Annotated in this window: 21 protein-coding genes; 9 read left to right on the top strand and 12 right to left on the bottom strand. The window is 63.4% G+C overall.

What is annotated here, in order from left to right; all coding sequences use genetic code 11:
- Positions 1-20: 20 nt before the first annotated feature.
- Complete coding sequence (locus tag ABLV49_RS14105; RefSeq protein ID WP_349277324.1) at positions 21-1,898, bottom strand: glutamine--tRNA ligase/YqeY domain fusion protein; 1,878 nt, start codon at positions 1,896-1,898, stop codon at positions 21-23.
- A 134-nt stretch (positions 1,899-2,032) separates the two neighbouring features.
- On the opposite strand from ABLV49_RS14105, the gene ABLV49_RS14100 reads away from it, so the two are divergent.
- Positions 2,033-2,500, top strand: coding sequence for a hypothetical protein (locus ABLV49_RS14100; protein ID WP_349277323.1), 468 nt, complete (start codon positions 2,033-2,035; stop codon positions 2,498-2,500).
- Between the two features lie 224 nt (positions 2,501-2,724).
- Here ABLV49_RS14100 and ABLV49_RS14095 read toward each other — a convergent pair whose 3' ends face one another.
- Entirely contained in the window at positions 2,725-3,315 is a 591-nt protein-coding gene (locus ABLV49_RS14095; protein ID WP_349277321.1) for a DUF3455 domain-containing protein, read from the bottom strand.
- A 394-nt stretch (positions 3,316-3,709) separates the two neighbouring features.
- Here ABLV49_RS14095 and ABLV49_RS14090 point away from each other — a divergent pair, with 394 nt between their 5' ends.
- Complete coding sequence (locus ABLV49_RS14090) at positions 3,710-4,753, top strand: porin (protein WP_349277319.1); 1,044 nt, start codon at positions 3,710-3,712, stop codon at positions 4,751-4,753.
- Between the two features lie 154 nt (positions 4,754-4,907).
- Here the strand turns inward: ABLV49_RS14090 and ABLV49_RS14085 are convergent, their stop codons facing one another.
- Positions 4,908-5,555, bottom strand: a complete 648-nt coding sequence (locus ABLV49_RS14085) for a DUF924 family protein (RefSeq protein WP_349277317.1) — start codon at positions 5,553-5,555, stop codon at positions 4,908-4,910.
- A gap of 109 nt (positions 5,556-5,664) precedes the next feature.
- Between ABLV49_RS14085 and ABLV49_RS14080 the strand changes: the two genes are divergently transcribed.
- On the top strand, positions 5,665-6,498 hold the full coding sequence (locus ABLV49_RS14080) for an undecaprenyl-diphosphate phosphatase (RefSeq protein WP_011800762.1): 834 nt from the start codon (positions 5,665-5,667) through the stop codon (positions 6,496-6,498).
- 8 nt (positions 6,499-6,506) lie between these two features.
- On the opposite strand, the gene ABLV49_RS14075 is transcribed toward ABLV49_RS14080, so the two are convergent.
- The 3 genes from ABLV49_RS14075 to mutS all read right to left on the bottom strand — a co-directional run bounded on the left by ABLV49_RS14075 (position 6,507) and on the right by mutS (position 10,918).
- A complete protein-coding gene (locus ABLV49_RS14075) occupies positions 6,507-7,361 on the bottom strand; it encodes an alpha/beta hydrolase (protein WP_349277315.1) in 855 nt (284 codons plus the stop codon).
- A gap of 77 nt (positions 7,362-7,438) precedes the next feature.
- On the bottom strand, positions 7,439-8,266 hold the full coding sequence (locus ABLV49_RS14070) for a proteasome-type protease (RefSeq protein ID WP_349277313.1): 828 nt from the start codon (positions 8,264-8,266) through the stop codon (positions 7,439-7,441).
- A gap of 39 nt (positions 8,267-8,305) precedes the next feature.
- On the bottom strand, positions 8,306-10,918 hold the full coding sequence (gene mutS / locus ABLV49_RS14065; RefSeq protein ID WP_349277311.1) for a DNA mismatch repair protein MutS: 2,613 nt from the start codon (positions 10,916-10,918) through the stop codon (positions 8,306-8,308).
- 242 nt (positions 10,919-11,160) lie between these two features.
- Here mutS and ABLV49_RS14060 point away from each other — a divergent pair, with 242 nt between their 5' ends.
- Together ABLV49_RS14060 and ABLV49_RS14055 are read left to right on the top strand one after the other, a co-directional pair.
- The gene (locus tag ABLV49_RS14060) at positions 11,161-12,186 is read left to right on the top strand and encodes an ABC transporter substrate-binding protein (protein WP_349277310.1); all 1,026 of its coding nucleotides are present in this window, start codon (positions 11,161-11,163) and stop codon (positions 12,184-12,186) included.
- 39 nt (positions 12,187-12,225) lie between these two features.
- A complete protein-coding gene (locus tag ABLV49_RS14055) occupies positions 12,226-13,620 on the top strand; it encodes an LLM class flavin-dependent oxidoreductase (RefSeq protein WP_349277309.1) in 1,395 nt (464 codons plus the stop codon).
- 273 nt (positions 13,621-13,893) lie between these two features.
- Here the strand turns inward: ABLV49_RS14055 and ABLV49_RS14050 are convergent, their stop codons facing one another.
- The gene (locus tag ABLV49_RS14050; protein ID WP_349277307.1) at positions 13,894-14,784 is read right to left on the bottom strand and encodes a DMT family transporter; all 891 of its coding nucleotides are present in this window, start codon (positions 14,782-14,784) and stop codon (positions 13,894-13,896) included.
- A gap of 90 nt (positions 14,785-14,874) precedes the next feature.
- On the opposite strand from ABLV49_RS14050, the gene ABLV49_RS14045 reads away from it, so the two are divergent.
- The 3 genes from ABLV49_RS14045 (at position 14,875) to ABLV49_RS14035 (ending at position 16,757) form a co-directional block, all read left to right on the top strand.
- Entirely contained in the window at positions 14,875-15,789 is a 915-nt protein-coding gene (locus ABLV49_RS14045; RefSeq protein ID WP_349277243.1) for a LysR family transcriptional regulator, read from the top strand.
- Positions 15,790-15,979: 190 nt separating this feature from the next.
- Entirely contained in the window at positions 15,980-16,324 is a 345-nt protein-coding gene (locus tag ABLV49_RS14040) for a hypothetical protein (RefSeq protein WP_349277241.1), read from the top strand.
- A gap of 19 nt (positions 16,325-16,343) precedes the next feature.
- Positions 16,344-16,757 (top strand): hypothetical protein, encoded by a 414-nt coding sequence (locus tag ABLV49_RS14035; protein ID WP_349277305.1) that lies wholly within the window; start codon positions 16,344-16,346, stop codon positions 16,755-16,757.
- 203 nt (positions 16,758-16,960) lie between these two features.
- Here the strand turns inward: ABLV49_RS14035 and ABLV49_RS14030 are convergent, their stop codons facing one another.
- The 5 genes from ABLV49_RS14030 to ABLV49_RS14010 form a co-directional block, all read right to left on the bottom strand.
- Positions 16,961-17,935, bottom strand: a complete 975-nt coding sequence (locus ABLV49_RS14030; RefSeq protein WP_349277303.1) for a Bug family tripartite tricarboxylate transporter substrate binding protein — start codon at positions 17,933-17,935, stop codon at positions 16,961-16,963.
- A gap of 89 nt (positions 17,936-18,024) precedes the next feature.
- Positions 18,025-18,789: an SDR family oxidoreductase gene (locus tag ABLV49_RS14025; protein WP_349277302.1), complete on the bottom strand. Its 765-nt coding sequence runs from the start codon at positions 18,787-18,789 to the stop codon at positions 18,025-18,027.
- Entirely contained in the window at positions 18,786-19,514 is a 729-nt protein-coding gene (locus ABLV49_RS14020) for a fumarylacetoacetate hydrolase family protein (protein ID WP_349277300.1), read from the bottom strand. Before ABLV49_RS14020 ends, ABLV49_RS14025 begins: the two co-directional genes overlap by 4 nt.
- 5 nt (positions 19,515-19,519) lie before the next feature.
- Positions 19,520-20,494 (bottom strand): Bug family tripartite tricarboxylate transporter substrate binding protein, encoded by a 975-nt coding sequence (locus ABLV49_RS14015; RefSeq protein WP_349277298.1) that lies wholly within the window; start codon positions 20,492-20,494, stop codon positions 19,520-19,522.
- A 77-nt stretch (positions 20,495-20,571) separates the two neighbouring features.
- A complete protein-coding gene (locus ABLV49_RS14010) occupies positions 20,572-21,525 on the bottom strand; it encodes a 2-hydroxyacid dehydrogenase (RefSeq protein ID WP_349277296.1) in 954 nt (317 codons plus the stop codon).
- Between the two features lie 143 nt (positions 21,526-21,668).
- Here ABLV49_RS14010 and ABLV49_RS14005 point away from each other — a divergent pair, with 143 nt between their 5' ends.
- Positions 21,669-22,841 carry a citrate synthase family protein gene (locus ABLV49_RS14005; protein WP_349277294.1) on the top strand — a complete coding sequence of 391 codons (1,173 nt, stop codon included), beginning with the start codon at positions 21,669-21,671 and terminating at the stop codon, positions 22,839-22,841.
- The last annotated feature ends 4 nt before the right edge of the window (positions 22,842-22,845 follow it).

Raw genomic sequence — 22,845 nt, 5'->3', positions numbered from 1 at the left:
TATAAATTTATTGTTTTATATTACTTTCCCCACGAATCCTTCAACCCCACAGCCAAATTAAACACCGGCCTCCCCGCCGCATGATCCACCCGGTCCGCCACAAAATACCCGTGCCGTTCAAACTGGAACTTGTCATCGGCCTTGGCTTCAATCGCGCCGCCGCTGGCCAGTGACGGTTCGACGTAGGCGGTCATCACCTTCAGGCTGTCGGCGTTCAGGTTGGTCAAAAAGTCCACGCCGCCGCCTTCGGGCTGCGCTTCCCTGAACAGGCGCTCGTACAGCCGCACTTCGGCCGGCACTGCATCGTTCACGCCGACCCAGGTGATCACGCCCTTGACCTTGACCGAATCCGCGCCCGGCGTGCCGCTTTTGGTGTCGGGCAGCAGCTTGGCCTGCACTTCAATAATCCTGCCTTCAGCGTCCTTGACCGCGCCTGTGCATTCGATGACGTGGCCGTATTTCAGGCGCACCTTGCTACCCGCAATGGCCTGCTTGCTGGCGTTCAGATGCGGCGGGAACAGGCGGAAAAAGCCCTTGGGTGGGGTTTCTTCGTAGTCGCTGCGGTCAATCCAGACTTCCTTGCCGATCTTGAATTCGCGCTTGCCCAGCTCGGGGTGATGCGGGTGAATCGGGGCGCTGCAATCATCGAGCATGCCGGCGCCCATCACTTCGTCCCAGTTGGTCAGCACGAGTTTCACTGGGTCGAGCACGGCCATGGCGCGCGGGGCGCTGCCGTCCAGCGTTTCGCGCAGGCAGCCTTCTAAAGTGCTGTAGTCGATCCAGCTGTCGCTCTTGGTCACGCCGATGCGTTCGGCGAACAGCTGAATCGCCTCGGGCGTGTAGCCGCGCCGGCGCAGGCCGACGATGGTGGGCATGCGCGGGTCGTCCCAGCCGTTGACGCGGTTTTCATTCACCAGTTGCGCCAGCTTGCGCTTGCTGGTCAGCACGTAGGTCAGGTTCAGGCGGGCAAATTCGTACTGGCGCGGGTGTGGCGTGGCAATCAAGCCGCCTTCGGCCAGCCGGTCGAGCAGCCAGTCGTAGAACGGGCGCTGGTCCTCGAATTCGAGCGTGCAGATGCTGTGGGTAATCTGTTCCAGCGCGTCTTCAATCGGGTGCGCATAGGTGTACATCGGGTAGATGCACCATTTGTCGCCGGTGTTGTGGTGGTGGGCGCGGCGGATGCGGTAGATGGCCGGGTCGCGCATGTTGATGTTGGGGCTGGCCATGTCGATTTTGGCGCGCAGCACGGCGGCGCCGTCTAGCAACTGGCCATCGCGCATTTCGCGGAAGCGGGCCAGGTTTTCTGCCGGAGTGCGGCTGCGGAACGGGCTGTCGGTGCCGGGCTTGCCGAAGTCGCCCCGGTTGATGCGCATCTCGTCGGCGCTTTGCTCATCGACGTAGGCGTGGCCGGCGTCAATCAGGTATTCGGCGGCGCGGTACATGAAGTCGAAATAGTCGCTGGCCTGGTAGAGGTTGGTTTCGACGGCGCCGCTTGTGTTGTTTTTCCAGTCAAAGCCCAGCCATTGCACGGCGTCCTTGATGCTGTCAACGTATTCGGTGTCTTCTTTTTCGGGGTTGGTGTCGTCAAAGCGCAGGTGGCACACGCCGCCGTAGTCGCGCGCCAGGCCGAAGTTCAGGCAGATGCTCTTGGCGTGGCCAACGTGCAGGTAGCCGTTGGGCTCGGGCGGAAAGCGCAGGCGCACTTTGGCCGGATCGGGCTGGCCGCTAGCATGGTGGGCGGCGTCGCCAGGGCTGCCGCCCCAGCGACGGGCGGCGTAAGTGCCTTCGGCCAGGTCTTTTTCGATGATCTGGCGCAGGAAGTTGCTGGGCTTGTGGGCTTCTTTGTCGGCGGCAACAGGGGCAGCGGCGGTGGCTTGGGAGGGGGCAGGGGAGGTCATCGCCTGATTCTATGGTCTAGAAGGCGCGCGTTACGTTTGGCAACTCTCTTAACTGTGCATGCGGTAGGCGGCTGCCGAGCTGGCGCGTTTAATAAACACATGGGCATTTCCCGCCCTTCCTTTAGGAGAATTTTATGAAGACAATCAACAAGGCAAACCGTTCCGTGGTCGTGGCAGGCGCCATTGCCACGCTGGCGGTGGCTGCCATGGGTTTTGCCGGCAGCGCCCAGGCACGGGACAATGTGTACTGGTCGGTCGGTGTGGGCGCACCCGGTGTCGGGGTGAACGTGGGCAACGTCGGCTCTGTCTATCCCCAGCCGGTTTTTGTGCAGCCGCAGCCTGTGTATGTGCAGCCCGAGCCGGTTTATGTTCAACCGCGTCCGGTGTATGTGAGGCCGCGTCCTGTGTTCGTGCAGCCGCAGCCGGTGTACCTGGCGCCGCAGCCGGTCTATTACGAACGCCGTCATGGGCACCATCGGCGCGATGGTGGCTACTATGAACGAGATGGGCGTAACGGCTACGGCCCCGGTTACGGGCAGGTGTACTACCAGCGCGATGGCCGCGACGGCTATGACGGCAACCGCCATGACGGACGCCGTTAATTCATAAGCTGACCGCCTGAAAAAGCCTGCTTCGTGCAGGCTTTTTTAATGAGTAAGGATCTGGCAAAGAATAACTTCCCGTCCGTCATTCCCGCGAAGGCGGGAATCCAGCAACACGGCTTGAACGCTCAAACGAGTCTGGATACCCGCCTTCGCGGGTATGACGCAGGGATCATCAATAGGATGAGATGTTCAGGCCGTCCGCGCCCGGACCGGCAGGCTGATCAGGCGGCTTTCCAGAAAATGTAGTCAGCCTGGTAAGGCAGCGTCAGTTTGTCACCCATGTCGGTTTGCGTGCAGGCCTTGCTCAAATCCTGTCCACCCTTGGTCTTGATGCGCTGGATGTAGGTGATGTTCTGCATCACGCCTGGCGCTGCGCCGGGCGTGCCCTTGGACAACTGATAGTCCAGGTTGGTGGCGCCGGGGCGCGGTGCCACGGCAACCTGCATGCCCACGACGCTGGAGCCGTCGATGTGGGTCCAGGTTGCGGGAGGGCCTGAATAAGCGGCCACTTTCTTGCCGGTGCGGTCCATCAGTTCAGCCTGCGGGCTGACCAGCACCCAGCCGATGTTGCCACCCTTGGCCGGATTGGCCTTGCATTCATAGTTCAGCAGGCCGACGGCCGTGGTCTCCAGCGCCACCACATTTCCGGGCGGCACCTGGATCTGCTCATCCATCCGGTCCTGCGTGTATTCCTTGGGCGGAGGCTTGACGCCGGCGCAACCGGCCAGCAAGGCGGCCGTGCCGGCCGCGAAAGCCAGCGTCAATGCGGCGCTTTTACTGTGCGTCCATAAGGTGCTAGGTGCGTTTTTCATCGAGTTTTTCTCAGGTTGTGTTGTGCTCCCCAGTACAACCGAGGGGAGCAAACTTGACCGTAGGACGCTGCGCTGACTGCGTGACGGAAGATTTCGAGCCCGCGTCTGACGGGTGATCTGGTGCATGTCCGGCAGGCACAGTGTTCTATTAATGATCAGTGATTGATCCGTGTGTGCAGATTCGTTTCATATGTTCATCGATGTGTTGCATTTGAGCGGCCTGGTGCAGCACGGTTTCCAGCAGGAAATCCAGACATTGCGCGCAGGGCTTCACAATGAAAGACCGGCGCCAGAAAACCATTAATCAAGGAAGTTTCTGGCAGGCACAGGTTTTGCATATCGCATACGTCCACAAATTCTTGATGGCTGTTTAAACTATATGGAGACCTACCTGATGAAAAAACGATTGATCGCTCTGGCTGCCCTGGCTCTGGTATCTGGCATGGCAAGTGCGCAAAGTTCCGTGACTGTGTACGGCAACATCGATATTGGCGTATTAACGCAAAATAATGCACCAGCCGGCGGTTCATCGACCAGCATCGCCAATGGTGGTATTTCGCCAAGCATCTGGGGTTTTCGCGGTTCGGAAGACCTGGGCGACGGCCTGAAGGCTACCTTTAATCTGGAAGGGCATTTTTACGCGGATACCGGTGCGTCTGATCCGCGACTGTTCCGTCGCCAGTCCAATGTCGGTCTTTCATCGCCCACCCTGGGCACGCTGACCCTGGGTAATCAATACAGCCCGGCCATTTTGGCATTTGCCGCAACCGACCCGCGCGGCCTGCGTGAAAACTTCTCGGGCCTGTATTCGTGGGCCTACAACTCGGGCGCATTGACTACCGGCAATAACGGCAACAACGATGTCGGCGTGTTCTTGCAAAATGCGGTTTCCTACAGCAACAAGTTTGGCCCCGTTGGCATTGCAGGTGCTTACAGCACTTCTGAAACCAAGGGTGCTGTCTATTCTCTGGGCGCTACCTACACGGGTCCGGTTTCATTGTCTGCTGCGTATCAGGCAACCAATTTGGCCAATACGTCGGAACGCGGCAGCACGATTTATACGGTGGGCGCTGGCTACACCATGGGCGCCTTCACCGGCAAGCTCAATTACCTGCGCGGCACGAACAAGAATGCAGCACTGGTTGAAACCAGCAAAGTTGGCGTGACGGGCGTGGGCGTTGACTGGAAAACCGCATCCAACAATACCGTGATGGCGGCGGCTTATTACGGCAAGGACAAGAAGAACACCGTAGATAAAACCACCACGTTTATCCTGAGCGATGAATATGCCCTGTCCAAGCGCACCACCATGTACGGCCAGCTCGTGTTTGCCAATGCAAAATCGGGAGCCACGCTGTTGACGACCATGGTTGCCGGTGGCACGGCGCCCGACAAGACCACGACTTTGTTTAATGTGGGCATTAAACACTCCTTCTGAGTTTCCAAGGTGAGGTAATTTAAAGCCGGTCCTGTTTTACAGCGGGGCCGGTTCTTTTTTATACTCTCCTGGAAAAATGCCAGAGCAGGCCAAGCAGGTATTCTGGCCGTATTTGCGCTGCAAGCTTATTCAATAATGTTTGGCATGCTTCAGTTTATTGCCCAAAGCGCGGGCCGCTGCGCAAAAATTCTGCTTCCCCGGGACTGTCGCTGCGCCCGAGTGCCGCGTTGCGGTAGGGGAAACGTCCAAACCGCTGGATGATGTCCTGGTGCTGGCGGGCAAAGTCGAGATTGCCCTGCAGTTTCGGCTTCAGGGCGTCCGGCGCGTCAGCCACCAGTTGCGAAAAGCAGGCCACGCATGTTTCCTGCAGGGCCGCATCTTCGGCATGCATCAGCGGCATGTACATGAACACGCGGCCCACCCACGGCAGTTGCCGGTCTTCCTGAAGCGCCAGCGTGCGCAGCACCAGTTGCTGGGCGCGCGCGTCGCCGTCAAAAGCCCGGGCAGAACCGCGAAACACGTTGCGGGTGAACTGGTCCAGCAATATCACCAGCGCCAGCCGGCTGTGCAGCGGCGCCTCCCAATCCTGCAGACCGCCTTGCACGGCAAGCTCCACGCTCGGGCCAAAGCGGGCCTTGATCTCCTGGTCAAGCGCTGCGCCGCCTAGAAACCAGCGCTCGTTGAGGTTGTGCGTGGGCCAGCCCAGCGCCAGGCCGTCACCCAGCCAGAAATCAAGAATATCGGCGGGAGTCTGGGCGGGAAGAGGGGGGTTCAGTGAGGGGATGGAGGCGGGTTGGGTCATGGCGTTTCAGGCTTGGCAGCGGTTGATTCCGGCTTTAAACCGGGCAAATTGATCTTCAGTCGGGCTTAAGCTCAACAGCGATAATCAGCACCATTTTGAAGGAGCCAGCGTGGATATTGCACTGTTGATCAAAGCCGCCATCATGGGCATTGTGGAGGGCTTGACCGAATTTCTTCCAATTTCATCGACCGGCCATTTGATTCTGGCCGGCGCGCTGCTGGGTTTTGACGACGACAAGGCCAAGGTGTTCGACATCGCCATCCAGACCGGCGCCATTTTTGCGGTGATCCTGGTGTACTGGCAAAAAATCCGCAGCACCCTGATTGCCCTGCCGAATGAAAAGCAGGCGCAGCAGTTCGCGCTCAATGTGCTGGTGGCCTTTGTTCCGGCCGTGGTGCTGGGGCTGCTGTTTGGCAAGGCCATCAAGGCGCACCTGTTCACGCCGGTGGTCGTGGCCAGCGCCTTCATCGTCGGCGGCTTCATCATTTTGTGGGCCGAAAAGCGCCAGCAGCGCAATCCGGCGACCATTCGTATTCATGATGTCGAGTCCATGAGCACGATGGATGCGCTCAAGGTCGGGCTGGTGCAGTGCCTGGCCATGATCCCGGGCACCAGCCGCAGCGGCTCCACCATCATTGGTGGCATGCTGCTGGGCCTGTCGCGCAAGGCGGCGACCGACTTTTCGTTTTACCTGGCGATTCCGACCCTGATTGGCGCCGGTGCCTACAGCTTGTTCAAGGACCGTGCGCTGCTGTCCATGGCCGATGCGCCGATGTTCGGTGTCGGGCTGCTGTTTTCATTTCTGAGTGCCTGGCTGTGCATTCGCTGGCTGCTGCGCTACATCGCCAGCCATGACTTCGTGCCGTTTGCCTGGTACCGCATTGCCTTTGGCATCGTGGTGCTGGCGACCGCCTGGAGCGGCGTGGTCACCTGGGCCGAATAAGGCCCGATCTAACGCCCGCCCAGGCTCGCCATGTTCAGCAGCGCCGCCTCGATGGCGGCGGCCGTGGCCAGCGGTTGCTCCATCGGGAACAGGTGGCTGCCGTCGAGCATCATGATGCGGCCATGGGTGACTTTTTCGGTCATGGCCATGCCGACCTGCTTCATTTCGACCGACTGCCGCCCGCCAATGAAGGCCGACGGGCATTTGAGCGGATGCGCCTTCAGCAGGCTTTCCAGGTTGTCGGGAAGGGTGTTGTAGATCGCGGTTTCCACGTCGCGGTCAAAGCTCAGCAGCCGCTGGCCCTGCGCGCTGCCGCCTTCGTCGTGCGTGCCGTGGTCGATGTAGTCGCGCAGCACCTGCTCGTCCCAGCGGGCAAAGGCCTTTTTGCTGCGAAAGTGCGCCAGCACCTCGTCCCGGCCCAGCCACTGCTGGCGGCGCTTGCGGCTGATGGCGCCGGGCGAGATCGAGCCGACCAGCCTGGCGCGCTTGGCCACGCTGAGCGCCTTGGCGCGCCAGCCGCCCAGGACCGGCGAGTCGAGCAGCAGCACGCCCCGCACCGCATGGCCGCCCAGCACGGGATTGCGCGCGGCGCACATCAGGCTTAAAAAGCCGCCCAGCGAGTGGCCAACCAAAAAGGCGGGCTGGCCGGATTTTTCGGCTTCCTGCCCGGCAAAGTCGGCCAGCTGCTGCACCAGGTGGGGCCAGTTGCTGGTGACCGGGTAGCGCGGGTCATGGCCGAATTTTTCAATCGCCTTGACCTGAAAACCCCGTGCCTTCAGGCTCTGGAACAGCACGCCGTAGGTGCTGGCCGGAAAGCTGTTGCCATGGGAAAAAATGATGAGGGGTTTGGAAGAGGTGGGCACGGAAATTTAAAGGCACCGCAGCGCGCTGGCCACGGCTATTGCCCGGGTTGACAGTCGATGGGCGGTGATAAAAAAACTCAGATCAGCTTTTCCTGTGGCGTGCCGATTTTTTTCAGGGTCGCATGGCGCCTGGCGGGCATCTTGAGCGGCGTCTCGGTGTGCGAATCGTCCCAGACCGGGTCTTCAATGCTGTCGAACACCTGGCGCAGCTTTTGTCCCCAGCTGTTGTGCAGCATCTGGTAATAAGGATTGTCCTGGTCGATGCAGACGACCTTGTCGCTTTTGAGGGAGTCGGCTTCATACACCACCAGGTCCAGCGGCAAACCGACCGACAGGTTGGACTTGATGGTCGAATCCATCGACACCAGCGCGCATTTGGCGGCTTCGTCCAGCGGTGTCTCGGGGGTGAGGACGCGGTCCAGCACCGGCTTGCCGTACTTGGATTCACCGATCTGGAAGTAGGGCGTCTCATCGGTGGCTTCAATAAAGTTGCCGGGCGAATACACCTGGAACAGGCGCATGCCCTCGCCCTTGATCTGGCCGCCAAACACCAGCGACACATTAAAGCCGACATCGTCGTTTCTCAGCGCCCGGGCGTCGTGCTCATAGACGCGCCGGATGGCCGAGCCGAGCACGCGGGCGGCGTCGAACATGCTTTTGGCGTTCCAGATGGTGATGCCCTCGCCGGTTTCGGGGTTCTTGAGTTCCTCGACCTGCAAGATCTCGCGCACCGACTGCGAGATCGACAGGTTGCCGGCGGTCAGCAGCACCATGAAGCGGTCGCCGGGCTTTTCATAAACAATCATCTTGCGAAAGGTGCTGATGTGGTCAAGGCCCGCGTTGGTGCGGGAATCGGACAGGAAGACAAGTCCGGCATTGAGCTTGATGGCGACGCAGTAAGTCATGGGCTGATGAGGAAGGTTGAGTACAGGGCGTGCCGCGGTTCAGGCGGCGCTGGCCAGTTTTTTTAGTTGGTAAAGCGCATCAAGCGCTTCTCGGGGGCTCAGGATATCAGGGTCTATGCTCGCCAGTGCCTTGTCAATAGCGGTTTGCCCGGATGCTGGCGCTTCGGGCGGCGCGGCAAACAGGTCCACCTGGGCGCTGGCCTGGCTTTGCTGGGCTTCCAGCGCGGCCAGCGCATGGCGCGCATGGTTGACGACGGCGGCGGGAACGCCGGCCAGCTTGGCCACGGCAATGCCGTAGCTCTTGCTGGCCGGGCCGGGCTCGATGTGGTGCAAAAACACAATGTCGCTGCCCGACTCGACCGCGCTGACATGCACATTCATGGCGCCATGGTGCTGGGCCGCAAACTCGGTCAGCTCGAAGTAATGCGTGGCGAACAGCGTGAAGGCCTGCGCCTTGTTGTGCAGGTAGGCGGCAATGCCGCCGGCCAGCGCCAGCCCGTCGAAGGTCGAGGTGCCGCGCCCGATCTCGTCCATCAGCACCAGCGAATGCGGCGTGGCGGCATGCAAAATCTGCGCGGCTTCGAGCATTTCGAGCATGAAGGTCGATTGCGCATTCGCTACGTCGTCGGCCGCGCCGATGCGGGTGTGGATGGCGTCAATCGGCCCGAGCCGGCAGCGGCTGGCGGGAACGTAGGAACCGACGCTGGCCAGCAGCACGATCAGCGCGACCTGCCGCATGTAGGTCGATTTGCCGCCCATGTTGGGGCCGGTGATCATCTGCATGCGGCTTTTGCCAGTCAGGCTGCAGTCGTTGGCGATGAAGGCGCCGCCGCCCGTCTCTGCCAGCCGCGCCTCCACCACCGGATGCCGGCCCTGGCCGATGGCTATGCACGGCTCCTTCACAAATACTGGCGCGCACCAGTCCAGCGTGAGCGAGCGCTCGGCCAGCGCGCACAGCGCATCGAGCGCGGCAATGGCGCGCGCCAGCCGGCTCAAGGCGGGGACGAACTCCTGCAGCTGGTCGAGCAGCTGCTCGTACAGCCACTTCTCGCGCGCCAGCGCGCGTTCCTGCGCCGACAGGGCCTTGTCCTCGAAGGTTTTCAGTTCGGGCGTGATGTAGCGCTCGGCATTTTTCAGCGTCTGGCGGCGGCGGTAGTCGGCCGGCACCTTGTCCAGCTGGCCCTGCGTGACCTCGATGTAAAAGCCGTGCACCTTGTTGAACTGCACGCGCAGGTTGGCAATGCCGGTGCGGGCTTTCTCGCGGATTTCCAGGTCGAGCAGGAAGCCGTCGCAGTTGGTCTGGATGGCGCGCAACTCGTCGAGTTCGGCATCAACGCTGTGGTTGATGACGCCGCCGTCGCGGATCAGCGCGGCCGGCTCGTCCAGGATGCACTGGCCCAGCAGTTCGGCGCAGCCAAGGGGCGGCTGCAAATCCTCGAAAATAGTGGTCAAAAGAGGTGTTTGCGCACTATCCACGGGCGTGAGCAGCTCTGCTTTTTGTAGCGTCAGCTGCAGCGCCACGAGTTCGCGCGGGCGCACCTGGCGCAGCGCGATGCGGGCGGTGATGCGCTCGACGTCGCTGCAGCCCTTGAGTTGGGTGCGCAATGTTTGCTGCGCGCCGCCGCGCAATTGCGTGATGGCCTCTAAGCGGCTTGCTGCCTGGGCGCGGTCGCGGCGCGGGCTGAGCAGCCAGCTTTTCAGCGCCCGGCTGCCCATGCCGGTGGTGCAGGTATCTAACAGTGAAAACAGCGTGGGCGAATCCTCGCCGCGCAGGGTCTGCGTCAGTTCGAGGTTGCGCCGCGTGGCCGGCGGCAGTTCGATCAGCTCGCCCGAACGCACCACCTGCAGGCCCTGCACATGGGGCAGGGCGCGGCCTTGCGTGTGCTCGGCGTAGCCCAGCAGCGCCGAGGCGGCGGCGTGCGCTTCATTCAGGCCTTCGGCGTTCCACGAGGCCAGCGAAGCGACCTTGAGCTGATCCAGCAGGCGCCGCACGCCCAGGGCCGCGTCAAACTGCCAGGCCGGGCGGGCGCTGGCGGCGCAGCGCTGGGTTTGCAGGCGCTGCTCGAACGCGGGCGTGGCATCGACGTTGTAGAGTAGCTCGCTGGGCGCAATCCGGGCCAGCCAGCTTTCCAGCTCGCCGCTGGCGCAATGGGCCAGGTGAATCTCGCCCTGCGTCACGCTGAGCCAGGCCAGGCCGCAGGTGTTGCGCGCGCCCTGGTGCACGGCCAGCAAAATCGATTCGGTCTTGTCGCTCAGCAGTTCGGTGTCGGTCAGCGTGCCGGGCGTGACCACGCGCACCACCTTGCGCTCGACCGGCCCCTTGGCCGTGGCCACGTCGCCGACCTGCTCGCAAATCGCCACCGACTCGCCCAGCTTGATCAGCTTGGCCAGGTAGCCTTCGAGCGCGTGAAACGGGATGCCCGCCATGACGACAGGCTCGCCCGCCGACTGGCCGCGTTTGGTCAGGGTGATGTCGAGCAGGCTGGAGGCTTTCTCGGCATCGGCGTAGAAAACCTCGTAGAAGTCGCCCATGCGGTAGAACACCAGCGTGTCGGGGTACTCGGCCTTGATGGCGTGGTACTGCGTCATCATGGGCGTGTGGGGGGCGGCCCGCACCGGCGCTTCGCCGGGTTTGAGTGTGTCTTTTTGCATTCAGTGTCTTGTCTTCATCTGGCTACGCTTTGGCTGATTTTTTGCCGGTCCTTGAGGATTGGGGGCTGAGGCTGCAAAGCCCCTGATTATCGTCATGCCCGGGTTTCAAACCCAGTGGCTTGCCGTAGCCGCCTCATATTCATATCTGAATTCCTTCCTTCTCCTGCCTGGGTCAACGCCTTAATCTTGCGAACCAACCCCCCTGCGGCAGGGGAATGATTCAAGAGATGAAGGAAGGAAGCATGGTTTTTCAGACAAGACACTCCCTGGGCATCGAGGGTGTGGCCGTCCATGTGGCCCGCCGTCGCCTCATTCAGGCCGGGGCGGCGGGTGTGGCGGCGCTGGCGCTGCCCTGGGCCGCCGCGCAGACCGCCGCAAGCGACCTGTCCCGGACCAGCCTGCGCGTGGCGTCCTACAAAGGCGGCTGGGTCACGCTGCTGAAAGCCGCCGGGCTGGGCGCCACGCCCTACAGGATCGACTGGAAGGAATTCAACTCGGGCGTGCAGCACATCGAAGCCATCAACGCCGATGCGCTCGATCTGGGCTCGGGCAGCGAGATTCCGGCGGTGTTTGCCGCGCGCTCGCCGGGGCGGGTGCGCGTGGTCGCCGTCGCCAAGGGCGACCTGAACAACCAGGCCGTGTTTGCGCAAAAAGACTCGCCCATCAAGACGATTGCCGATCTCAGGGGCAAGCGGGTCGGCTATGTGCGCGCCACCACCACGCATTACTTCTTGCAAAAGATGCTGGCCGAGGCGGGCCTGTCGTTCCAGGACATCCAGGCCATCAGCCTGAGCCCGTCGGATGGCCTGTCGGCCTTTGCCGGCGGCGACTTCGATGCCTGGGCGATCTACGGCTACAACGGCCAGCTGGCACGCAGCAAATACGGCGCGCGCGTCGTCAAGACCTCGCTGGGCTACCTGTCCGGCAATTTTCTGACCTATGCCAACGCCGACGCCGTGGCCGACCCGTTGCGCCGGGCCGCGCTGGCCGATCTGCTGCAGCGCCTGCAAAAAGCGACCGCCTGGGGCGTGGCGCATCCCGAGCAGTGGGCGCAGGCGCAAAGCACCGAAACCCGCGTTCCGGCGCAGGCCCTGCTGGAGCTGTTTCGCGGCCGCAGCCACGACGACCGCATCTTGGCCGTTGCCGATACCGACATCGCCAGCCACCAGGAAGTGGCCAACGTGTTCGCGCAGATCGGCGTGCTCGACGGCCCGGTCAAGGTGGCGCCGTTGTGGGACCGCACCTTCGACAAGGCGCTGCGCGGCTGAATTTTTGATTTCTTTTTTTAACGCTTCACAAGGCTCACCATGACTCAACAACAACCCGCCCGTCAACTCAAACTGGGCTTTGTCCTGCACGGCGTGGGCGCCGGCTGGGGCGACTGGCGCCACGAACACGCCGTCACCGACGCCAGCGTCAATTTCAATTTTTACAAGGAGCAGGCCCAGCTGGCCGAAAAAGGGCGCTTTGAATTCCTGTTTGTCGCCGACAGTGTGCACATCACCGAGCGCTCCAGCCCGCATTACCTGAACCGCTTCGAGCCGCTGACCATCCTGTCGGCGCTGGCGGCCGTGACCTCGAAAATCGGCCTGGTCGGCACGGTGACGGCCAGCTACAGCGAGCCCTTCACGGTGGCGCGGCAGTTTGCCTCGCTCGACCACATCAGCAGCGGCCGCGCGGGCTGGAACGTCGTCACCTCGTGGCTCGACGGCAGCGCGCGTAACTACAGCAAGAAGGAGCATTACGACCACGACGTGCGCTACCGCCTGGCCGCCGAGCATCTGGGCGTGGTGCAGGGCCTGTGGGATTCGTGGGAAGACGATGCACTGGTGCGCGACAAGGCCACCGGCCAGTTCCTGGACCCGAAGAAGCTGCACAAGCTGGACCATGAGGGCGAATTCTTCTCGGTCGAGGGGCCGCTGAACATCAGCCGCTCGCGCCAGGGCCAGCCGGTGATTTTCCAGGCCGGCGCGTCGGAGGACGGCAAGAACTTTGCCGCCCAAAACGCCGATGCGATCTTCTTCCATGCCGACACGCTGGACGAGGCGCAGGCTTACTACCGCGACGTGAAGGCGCGCGTGGCAGCCGCCGGACGCAAGCCCGACGAGGTGTTTTTGCTGCCCGGCATCCGTCCCATCGTCGGCCGCACGCTGGAGGAAGCCGAGCGCAAGTACGAGGAATCGGCCAGCCTGGTGCCGATTGAAAATGCCATTGCCGCGCTGGCCCGGCCTTTCAATGACCACGATTTTTCAAGCTACCCGCTCGACGCGCCTTTCCCCGACCTGGGCGACCTGGGCCGCAACAGCCAGCAGGCCGGCAGCGACAAGATCAAGCAGCACGCCAAGGCGCACGGCTTGAGCCTGCGCGAGGTGGCGCTGTGGCACGCCCGACCCAAGCGCACCTTTGTCGGCACGGCCGAACAGGTGGCCGACGAGATCGAGCGCTGGTTCACGCAGGGCGGCGCGGACGGCTTCAATTTCTTCGAGGCCCTGCCCAATTCCTCGCTGAAGGATTTTGTCGAACTGGTAGTGCCGCTGCTGCAGGCGCGCGGTATTTACCGCACCGAATACGGCGAAGACACGTTCCGGGGGAACCTGGGCTTGCCGTTCCCGCAGAACCGCTACGCGCAGCGCGCGGCGGCACAGGCTGGAGCGGGGCAGGAAGTTCAGGACGCGCTGGAAATCCAGGAAGCCCTGGCCTGAGCCGTGCAAGGCGGCGGTTGCCTGGGTGGATGAAACTTTGAATGAAATCGCCTGATTAGCTACCTGCCTCAGACAAGTATGAAAGCCGTCATTCCCGCGAAGGCGGGAATCCAGTAGCCAAGCGCCTTGAGAACCCTGGATTCCCGCCTTCGCGGGAATGACAAGCGGTTTTAGTCTGAGCTATGTATCTAATCAGGTGAAATCGAAGCTTTGCGCACGATGGGCGGGCGGTTGATGCTATCAAAAAAGCAGTAACCATCCGCCGCTGACAACTCAACCGCGCCGGGCTGTCGTCCACAGCGCCGCCACGACGATGAGCCCGCCGCCGAGCCAGCCCGTGATGCTCAGCCCTTCGCCCAGCCAGAGCACCGCGAACAGGGCGCCGAAGGCCGGCTCGCTGCTCGTCAGCAAGGCGACGCGGCTGGGCGATGTGCGCTGAAGCGCCCAGTTCTGCGCGAAAAAAGCGAACACGGTGCAGCCCAGCACCAGGTAGGCGCTGGCCAGCCAGAAGGCGCTGTCAATCGGCAGCGGCGGCAGTTGGCCGGGCATCAACAAGGCCAGCAGCAGGCTGCCAAAACCGATGACGCCGGCCTGCACCGCTGTCAGCGCCAGGGCTGGGGCGCTGCTGCGCCGGGTCAATTTGCTGGTCTGGCACACCGTGATGGCGCGCAGCACGGCGGCCGCCAGCATCAAGCCATCGCCCGGGCCGAACTGGCCGGCCAGCCCGCCGCTGAGCAGGGCCGCGCCCAGCAGCGAGATGCCGGCAAACACAAACATCGCCCTAGCCGGCCGGCTGCCCAGCAGCCACCATTCGACAAAAGGCGTGAACACCACGCACAGGCTGATCAAAAACGCGGCGTTGCTGGCCTGCGTGTACGCGACGCCAAAGGTTTCGCACAGGAAAATGCCCAGCATCAAGGCGCCCAGCGGCAGGCCGGCCCGCATGGCGTCAACGCGTTGCCGGCCCGTGGCGCGCAGCAGCGCCGGCAGCAGCAGGACAAACGTGAGGATGAAGCGAACGGCCAAAAAGCCCAGCACCGGGTAAAAGGCCAGCGCGCCCTTGGCCACGCCATAGCTGGTTCCCCAGACCACGGCCACCCCGAGCAGCGTCAGGTCGGACAGGCGAAGCAGGCTTCTGGGCTGCGGCAGGGTGAGGGTCGTCATGGCGAAGGCTCGTGATGGGGAACAGGCAGGAATTATTGATTCGACTGCGCAGCGTGATAATCCTGTCAAACAGAACAGCACTTGTGCGCCATGAGCATCAATAACCCACTCGATAATCTGCCCGACATGGCCGTATTTGTCCGCGTGGTGGACGCCGGCAGCTTCTCGGCCGCCGCCCGCCAGTTGGGCATCACCCCCTCGGCGGTCAGCCGGCAGGTGGCGCGCCTCGAAAGCGTGCTGCGGGTGCGCCTGCTGGAGCGCACCACCCGCAAGCTGCGCCTGACCGAGGCCGGAACAGCCGCCTACACCGGCTGCCAGGCCATGGTGGCCGCTGCGCGCGAGGTGCTGGCGCTGAGCGACACCCATGTCGCCACGCCGCGCGGGCTGGTGCGCATCAGCATGCCCAAGGCGTTCGGCCGCCTGGTGGTGCATCCGCTGATGGCGTCCTTCCTGCAGCAATACCCCGAGGTGGATGTGCAGCTTGTCATCACCGACCGCACGGTGGACCTGTTCGAGGAAAGCATCGACCTGGCCATCCGCATCACCGACGCGCCGCCGCCGGGGCTGGCCGGGCGGCCGCTGATGCGGATTCGCCACCTGGCCTGCGCCAGTCCGTCCTACCTGGCGGCGCACGGTACGCCCGGGCATCCGCGCGACCTGGCCCGGCACAGCTGCCTGTACCTGGGCGAAGACGAGCGCGACCGCCACTGGCGGTTCCGGCGCGCCGGGGACGAAGTCACGCTCAAGGTGAGCGGCCGCTACGTGGCCAACCACAGCGAAGTGCGGCTCGAAGGAGCCCTGGCGCACCTGGGCATTGCCAGCCTGCCCGAATTCACCGCCCGCGCAGCCCTGGCCAAAGGCGAGCTGGTCACGGTGCTGGACGACTGGGAGCACGCGACCGACTACGCCGGCATGGCCTGGCTGCTGTACCCGCCGAACCGCTTCCTGCCGGCCAAGCTGCGCGTGTGGATTGATCACCTGGTGGCGGGCCTGCTGCCCCCATGACGTCAACGCTGGCGCAAGGACAGATTGCGGCCCGTTTGTCTTTGTTGGCTACACCCTTTACTTCCTGCAAGCCACTGCCGGTCTATTTCATCGTCCCGGATCAATGGGGGAGTGCTATAAATAAATGCCATCCCAATGGCTGGAAATAAGGGGTTCACTCGGCATTCAACCCAATGAAAGGGGAGTCGCAATGCGCAGTTCTTTTATTTATCCCATCCTCGGCGCCGCGCTGCTGGTCTGCTCGCAGGCAGGCTTTGCGCAGGAAGCATCGGTCAAGATCACGTCCCCGGTGGAGGGCGCCAAGCTCGATACCATGGCCAAGACCAGCGTTGCCTACGAAGTCATGCCCGGCCCCAAGGGCGACCATGTGCATCTCTACGTGGACAGCAAGGAAGTGGCCATCCTGCGCCAGCTCAAGGGCAGCTACGCGCTGACCAGCCTGGCGTCCGGCCCGCACGACATCTGCGTCAAGGTCGTGGACAAGGGCCACACGCCCATCGGCGTGGAGCAGTGCGTCAAGGTGAGCGTCAACTAGCCTTCATGCGGTCGCCCTCATGGAACTGCAAAACCTGAGCTATGCGGCCATCCAGGTGGTGCACAACTTCGGCGCCGTCGCCGTGGTCGGCAGCGCTGCCTGCGCGCTATGGCTGGGGCCGCAGTTCACCGGGATGCGCAAACCGCTGGCTTGGATCATGCTGGCCGGATGGGCCGCGCAGGCGGCCAGCGGCGGGGCTTTTGGCTTTGTCAGCTGGCTTTATTACGGACGCTTCCCGGACATCCACGGCATCGCGGTTGCCGCGCTGCTGGTCAAGATGGCCTGCGCCGCTGCGGGCTTCGGGTTGGCCGCGACGTATATTTACCGTGGCACCGGCTGGAGCCAGCGGGCAGGGCAAGCGACCTGGCGCGCGCTCGCCGCGCTGGCTGCGACGGCGCTGACTGCTGCTGCGGTTTTGCGCTGGTTTTCTTGAGGCGCCACAAATCAAGCAGCGGATTTCGCCAAGCCTCAAGCCTTGCGTCAGCCCGAAGCATGATCTGAGCCGATATTTAATGCCTTAAAAGGCCATCTGCGCACGACAGCTAAGTATTTGTTGCTATCAAATATGAAGTCATACCAATAACACATGGTGCGCCGAGTCGCCGTGGAACAGCATCCGGGCCATACCCTGCGCCCTCACTCCGGCTGGATGCCCGCCTCCTTGACGACCTTGCCCCACTTGGCGAGGTCGGACTTGATCAGCGCGGCGTACTCCTGCGGCGTTCCGCCCTGGATCTCGATACCGGCAGCCTCCAGCTTGGCCCGCACGTCAGGCAGCTTCAGCGCCGCGTTGATCTCGGCATTGAGCTTGGCGACAATCACCTTGGGCGTGCCGGCCGGCGCCAAAAAACCGCCATTCGTGTTGGCGTCGTAGCCCTTGAGCCCCTGTTCGTTCGCGGTCGGCACGTCCGGCAGAGACTTTGAGCGCTTCTGGGTCGATACCGCAACGGCTCGCACATTGCCGGCTTTCACCTGCGACTGGATGGCGCTGATCGTGTCGATGTAGAGCGCGGTGCGCCCGGCCAGCAGGTCTGGGTGGGCGGCGGAAGAGCCCTTGTATGGGACCAGCAGCATTGGCGCGCCGCTCGCCATGCGGAACATCTCGGCCGCCATTTCCTGCGCACTGCCGCGGCCAGAGGTGGCCACCTTGGCCTCGCCCGGATTGGCCTTCATCCAGGCCACGAACTCGGGCAGTGTCCTGGCGGGAATCTGCGGGTAGATGGCGAACACCAGAGGAACTTCGTGGGTGTAGACGATGGGCTCGAAGCTTTTTTCCGGGTCCCAGCCCAGGTTCTTGAACAGAAACTTGTTGGTGTTGTGGCTGCCGCCCACGATGCCGATCGTGTAGCCATCGGGCGCTGATTTGGCCAGGGCATCCGTGCCGAGGTTGTTGGATGCGCCGGGCCTGTTGTCGACGATCACCGGCTGGCCCATCGAGGCCCCGATCTTGTCTCCGACGACGCGGGCAATGGTGTCGATCGCGCCGCCCGGCGGGGCGGGCACGATGATCCTGATGGCGCGGCTCGGGTAGGCCTGGGCCGATGCCAGGGTCGGCGCCACGGCCAGGCACGCCGAGACGGCAAGGGTCTTGAACAGGGATGTGAGTTGCATGAAAGTCTCCTTTTGTGGTTGGGTCAATCGTCATCAAGCGCCGGCGGGCTTATCGATGCCCGTGGCGCTATACGCTTTGCACCTGGCTCTCAGCCGCGCCCGACGTAGGGCATGGCGCTGGCCATGATGGTCATGTTCAGCACGTTGGCCTCCAGCGGCATCGCGGCGATGTGACGCACCGCGTTGGCCACGTGGTTGGCGTCCATCATGGGTTCAGGCGCGACCGTGCCGTTGGCTTGCAAGACGCCGCGCGTCATGCGCTCGGACAGCTCGGTCAGCGCATTGCCGATGTCGATCTGGCTGGCCACGATGTTGAATGCACGCCCGTCCAGTGCCAGCGCCTTGGTCAGGCCCGACACGGCATGCTTGCTAATGGTGTAGGGCGCGGTGAAGGGGCGCGGCGTGTGCGCCGAGATCGAGCCATTGTTGATGATGCGCCCGCCCTGCGGCGACTGGCGGCGCATCAGGCCGAAGGCGGCGCGTGCGCACAGGAACACGCCGGTGACGTTGGTGTTGATCACGCTGAACCATTTGTCCAGCGGCAATTCGTCCATCGGCACCGCCGGGGCGTTCACGCCGGCATTGTTGAACAGCACATCGAGTCGGCCGAAGCGGTGCTCGATGGTGGCGAACAGCGCCTCCACGCTGACCGGGTCGCTCACATCGGTGGGCACGGCCATCGCCGTCTGGCCACGCGGTTCGGCCTCGGCCACCAGCGCCTGCAAGGGCTCGGCACGACGGCCGGCCAGCACGACGCTCCAGCCGTCGTTTAGCAGGCCAAGGGCCACGGCTCGACCGATGCCGCTGCCCGCGCCGGTGACCAGCGCGATCTTCTTGGGGGTGGTTGTGTTCAAAGGGAGTCTCCTGTCATGGGTGTTGAATCTCCGTGGCTGATGCTGCCCACGGTCATGGAAAACTGGCCGACGCCTGCCACGCCGCCCTGGACGACATCGCCGGGTTGCAGTGGGCCGACGCCTGCGGGTGTGCCGGTGTAGATCAGGTCGCCGGGCATGAGCGTCACTGACCTCGACAGCATGGCCACCAGTTCGGGCACCGGCCACAAGAGGTCGGACACATCGGCGCGCTGCCGTTCGATGCCGTTGACCGTCAGCCACACGGCACCCTGTCTGGGGTGGCCGCAAGCCGCAGCCGGCACCAGGGGCGTGCAGGGGGCCGAGTGGTCGAAGGCTTTGGCGGCCTCCCAGGGGCCACCGGCACGCTTGGCTTGCTGCTGCAGGTCGCGCCGCGTGAGATCGAGTCCTGCGGCATAGCCCCAGATGTGATGCGGCTCCACCTGCGCCGGGTCGATGTCCCGGCCGCCACGACCGATGGCCACGACCAGTTCGATCTCATGGCAAAAGTCGCCCGTAGCCGGAGGATAGGGCAGGACGCCATGGGCGCGCACCACCGCGCTGGCGGGCTTCATGAACCAGGCGGGCATTTCTTGAGGCATCGCCTCGTCCTGGCTCCAGCGGTAGTTGCGGCCGATGCAAAACACGCGGCCCACAGGAAAAACCGCCGTGCTACCGGCCACTGCAACGGTGGTCGGCGCAGGCGCCGGGAAAACGAAGTCCGTCATGGCAGTCATTCGGTGGAAATTTTTCGGTCGCGGATGATCTGGGCGTAGCGCCGCCTGTCCCCTGCGATCAGTTGGGTAAATTCCTGCGGTGTTGTCGCGCGCGGCACGCCCCCCAGTGACACGAAGCGTGCCTTGACTGATTCTTCTGCCAGGATGCTGCGCACATCAGCGGCGATCTTCTCCACGATGACTTGTGGCGTGCCGGCAGGGGCCAGCAACCCAAGCCAGGAGATGGCGTTGAACCCGGGGAGCACGTTTTCCGACAGCGTGGGCACGTCGGGCAGTGCCGGCACGCGCTTGCTACCGGTCACGGCCAGGGCGCGCAGTTTTTTGGCCTTGATGTGTCCGGAGGCTTCCAGCACCGTCATGAAGGACAACTGCACGTGACCGGCAAGAAGATCGGCGATGGCCGGACCGCCACCCCGGTAGGGCACGTGAAGGATAAAGCTGCCGGTTTGTTCCTTGAACATTTCTGCCACCAGGTGCGGCGCACCGCCAGCACCCGCACTGCTGTAGCTGAGTTGCCCCGGTCGGGACTTGGCCAGGGCGATGAATTCGGCGGCCGTGTTCGCTGATACGGCCGGATTGACCATCATGGCCAGCGGCAGTTCGGCCAGCAGGGAGATGGGCGCAAACGCCGTGTCCGGGTTGTACGGCATTCTGGGATACAGCGATGGATTGATCGCTTGCGTGCCAATGTTGCCCAGCAGCAAGGTGTAGCCGTCCGGCTTGGACTTGGCGACCAGGTCTGCGCCGATCTGCCCGGCTGCGCCGCCCTTGTTATCGATGACGACTGTTTGCCCCCAGCGCCTGCTCAGTTGCTCGGCAATGATCCGCGCGCCAGTATCGGTTCCGCCTCCGGGCGGGAAGGGCACCACCAGGGTCACCATTCGGGAAGGGTAGGTCTGGGCGAAGGCGGGCGGGACCGCCATCAAGCCGAGGGCGATGGCCATGGTGAGCGGGAAGTATCGGGTGAACATGGACTTTTCTCCGTGGTGTTCCGGGGTGTCTGTCAGATCAGGTCAATAGGCGGATCGCAGGGGGCCTGTCCTGAGGCTCAGGTGGTCAGGCTCATCGTCGGGCGCTCGCCCGCCAGGGCCTGAGCGATGCTTTCCAACACCATCTCGCCCATGGCGGTCCGGGTCTCCCAGGTGGCACTGGCGCGGTGGGCCTGCAGGGTCACGCTGTCGGACTGGCGCAGCGCCAGGGGAACGCGGGGTTCGTCAACGAACACGTCCAGGCCCGCACCGGCAATGCGGCCGGCCGCCAGCGCCTCTGTCAGGTCGGCCTCATTGACCAGGCGGCCACGGGCGACGTTGACCAGGAAGCCGCGCGGGCCGAGCGCTTCGAGCACGGCCGCGTTGACGATGCCTTCGGCCGTGTCCGCCGCCGCGCACAGTACCAGCGCGTCGGAGTCATGCGCGAGGTCCACCAGGTTAGTCACAAACCGGTGCGCAACGTCGTCCATGGGGCGCAGGTCGGTGTAGCTGATCGGGCAGCCAAAAGCCGTCGCCCGAGCCGCGACGGCGCGGCCCACCCGCCCCATGCCGACGATGCCCACGCGCATGCCGCTGAACCGGCGGGCCAGCGGGATGGCGCTGGGCTGGGGGTGAAGTTCCCACTGGCCATCGCGCACGAAGCGGTCGCCGGCACACAGGTTTCGGCAAGCAGCGATCAGCAAGCCAATGGCCAGATCGGCCACGTCTTCGGTCAACGCGCCCAGGGTGGCGGTGACGGGCAGGCCACGGCCTCGGCAGTACGCCAGGTCCACCGCATCGGTGCCGACGCCGTTGACGGCCACCACCTTGAGGCCAGGCAACTGCTCCAGCATCGCTTGCGAAATGCCGGTGTGCCCGCCGGTGATCACGGCGGCGATGGATGCGCCATGTTCACGCAGCCAGGCCTCCTGGTGCGTCACCTCGAAGAATTTGTGGACAGAGTAGAGCGATGCGAGCTTGTCGTTGATCGCGGGGATCAGGATGGGATTGAGTTGCAGGAGCCGAGGTTTCATGTCAATTCATTCAAGTGGGGGCCGAGGTGGCCCATGTGTTCAAGGTGGTTTTTTTCGAAGATGTAGGCATGTTAGTAAATGATTGATCTATTGGTCAATATTGATGTATAAAATCAACATATATAAATATCTAAAGTTTGATCATGGCTTCCTGGATTTCGATGAACGAGGCATGTGACCTCCTTGGGGTGCGGCCTCAGACGGTTTATGCCTACGTGAGCCGTGGCAAGCTGGAGGTCATGCCCGACCCGGCCGATACGCGCCGCAGCCTGTACCGCGCCGAGGACGTTGCCGGCCTGGCCAAACGCAAACAGGCCGGTCGCAAACACGAGACCCTGGCTGCCAACACGCTCTTCGGCTCGGAGCCCAGCATCCCGACGGCCCTGTGCGCGTTCTTTCGCGGACGGCCTTATTACCGGGGCCAGGATGCCGTGAGCCTGGCCCGGTCGGCCAACCTGGAAGACGTGGCGCAACTGTTGTGGGGTGCCGGGCAGCCCGTCGACTTTTCGTCCTCTACGTCATCTGCGCCGATGCACTCGGGCCAGCCTGGGCGCGTCGCGGCTTTCACGGCCTTGGCCGCTCTGGCGGCAGCCGGGCATTCCACCCGTGGACGCTTGATCCGGGTGCTGCACAACGAGGGCCAGAGTCTGGTGGGTCAACTGGCCAATGCGTTTGGTGCCCAGCACGGGCGCGAGCCGCTGCATCTGCGCTTTGCGCAAGGGTGGAAACAATCGACCCAGGTGGCCGATTTGCTGCGAACGGCCATGGTGCTGCTGGTTGACCACGAGTTGACCAGTTCAGCGTTTGTCGCACGCATTGCGGCTTCGACAGGCGCCTCGTTGCCGGCTTGCCTTCTGGCCGGATTGAGCACACTCTCGGGGCCCTTGCATGGCGATGCCTCCGGCCGCGTCCAGGCGCTGTTCAGCGAAGTGGAACGGCTGGGCGAGGACCAGGTGGTGGCCCACTACCTGTCGACCGGCCTGCCCTTGGCAGGATTTGGCCACCACCTTTATCCCGATGGCGATCCGCGCGCGGCCGCCCTTCTGGCGTTGTTCGAGCCCCCGGAGGTGATCGCGCGCTTCATCCAGAAGGTAACGATGCTGACCGGTTTGCAGCCCAACATCGACGTGGCCCTGGCCGCCCTGGTGGCGCACCATCGGCTGCCTCTCGACGCGGCCTTTGGCCTGTTCGCAACGGCGCGCAGCGTCGGACTGTTGGCGCACAGCCTGGAACAATTGGGCGTGGCGCAAGTGATCCGTCCGCGCGGGCGCTATGTGGGCCCGATGCCTGACATGACGCAGGCCGCCCGAACTTAGCTTG

It is taken from the genome of Polaromonas hydrogenivorans, from assembly GCF_040105105.1.
Classification (GTDB): Bacteria; Pseudomonadota; Gammaproteobacteria; order Burkholderiales; family Burkholderiaceae_C; genus Polaromonas; species Polaromonas hydrogenivorans.
The sequence above is the reverse complement of the archived record's forward strand: the minus strand, read 5'-3'. Positions and strand labels throughout refer to the sequence as shown.

What these genes read in the sequence shown, in the direction of transcription:
- ABLV49_RS14010 (WP_349277296.1), bottom strand. Translation starts at nt 21,525, where the DNA reads ATGAAACCTCGGCTCCTGCAACTCAATCCCATCCTGATCCCCGCGATC.
- ABLV49_RS14045 (WP_349277243.1), top strand. Translation starts at nt 14,875, where the DNA reads ATGAGCATCAATAACCCACTCGATAATCTGCCCGACATGGCCGTATTT.
- ABLV49_RS14050 (WP_349277307.1), bottom strand. Translation starts at nt 14,784, where the DNA reads ATGACGACCCTCACCCTGCCGCAGCCCAGAAGCCTGCTTCGCCTGTCC.
- ABLV49_RS14020 (WP_349277300.1), bottom strand. Translation starts at nt 19,514, where the DNA reads ATGACGGACTTCGTTTTCCCGGCGCCTGCGCCGACCACCGTTGCAGTG.
- ABLV49_RS14060 (WP_349277310.1), top strand. Translation starts at nt 11,161, where the DNA reads ATGGTTTTTCAGACAAGACACTCCCTGGGCATCGAGGGTGTGGCCGTC.
- ABLV49_RS14005 (WP_349277294.1), top strand. Translation starts at nt 21,669, where the DNA reads ATGGCTTCCTGGATTTCGATGAACGAGGCATGTGACCTCCTTGGGGTG.
- mutS (WP_349277311.1), bottom strand. Translation starts at nt 10,918, where the DNA reads ATGCAAAAAGACACACTCAAACCCGGCGAAGCGCCGGTGCGGGCCGCC.
- ABLV49_RS14095 (WP_349277321.1), bottom strand. Translation starts at nt 3,315, where the DNA reads ATGAAAAACGCACCTAGCACCTTATGGACGCACAGTAAAAGCGCCGCA.
- ABLV49_RS14105 (WP_349277324.1), bottom strand. Translation starts at nt 1,898, where the DNA reads ATGACCTCCCCTGCCCCCTCCCAAGCCACCGCCGCTGCCCCTGTTGCC.
- ABLV49_RS14070 (WP_349277313.1), bottom strand. Translation starts at nt 8,266, where the DNA reads ATGACTTACTGCGTCGCCATCAAGCTCAATGCCGGACTTGTCTTCCTG.
- ABLV49_RS14015 (WP_349277298.1), bottom strand. Translation starts at nt 20,494, where the DNA reads ATGTTCACCCGATACTTCCCGCTCACCATGGCCATCGCCCTCGGCTTG.
- ABLV49_RS14055 (WP_349277309.1), top strand. Translation starts at nt 12,226, where the DNA reads ATGACTCAACAACAACCCGCCCGTCAACTCAAACTGGGCTTTGTCCTG.
- ABLV49_RS14040 (WP_349277241.1), top strand. Translation starts at nt 15,980, where the DNA reads ATGCGCAGTTCTTTTATTTATCCCATCCTCGGCGCCGCGCTGCTGGTC.
- ABLV49_RS14030 (WP_349277303.1), bottom strand. Translation starts at nt 17,935, where the DNA reads ATGCAACTCACATCCCTGTTCAAGACCCTTGCCGTCTCGGCGTGCCTG.
- ABLV49_RS14085 (WP_349277317.1), bottom strand. Translation starts at nt 5,555, where the DNA reads ATGACCCAACCCGCCTCCATCCCCTCACTGAACCCCCCTCTTCCCGCC.
- ABLV49_RS14100 (WP_349277323.1), top strand. Translation starts at nt 2,033, where the DNA reads ATGAAGACAATCAACAAGGCAAACCGTTCCGTGGTCGTGGCAGGCGCC.
- ABLV49_RS14035 (WP_349277305.1), top strand. Translation starts at nt 16,344, where the DNA reads ATGGAACTGCAAAACCTGAGCTATGCGGCCATCCAGGTGGTGCACAAC.
- ABLV49_RS14090 (WP_349277319.1), top strand. Translation starts at nt 3,710, where the DNA reads ATGAAAAAACGATTGATCGCTCTGGCTGCCCTGGCTCTGGTATCTGGC.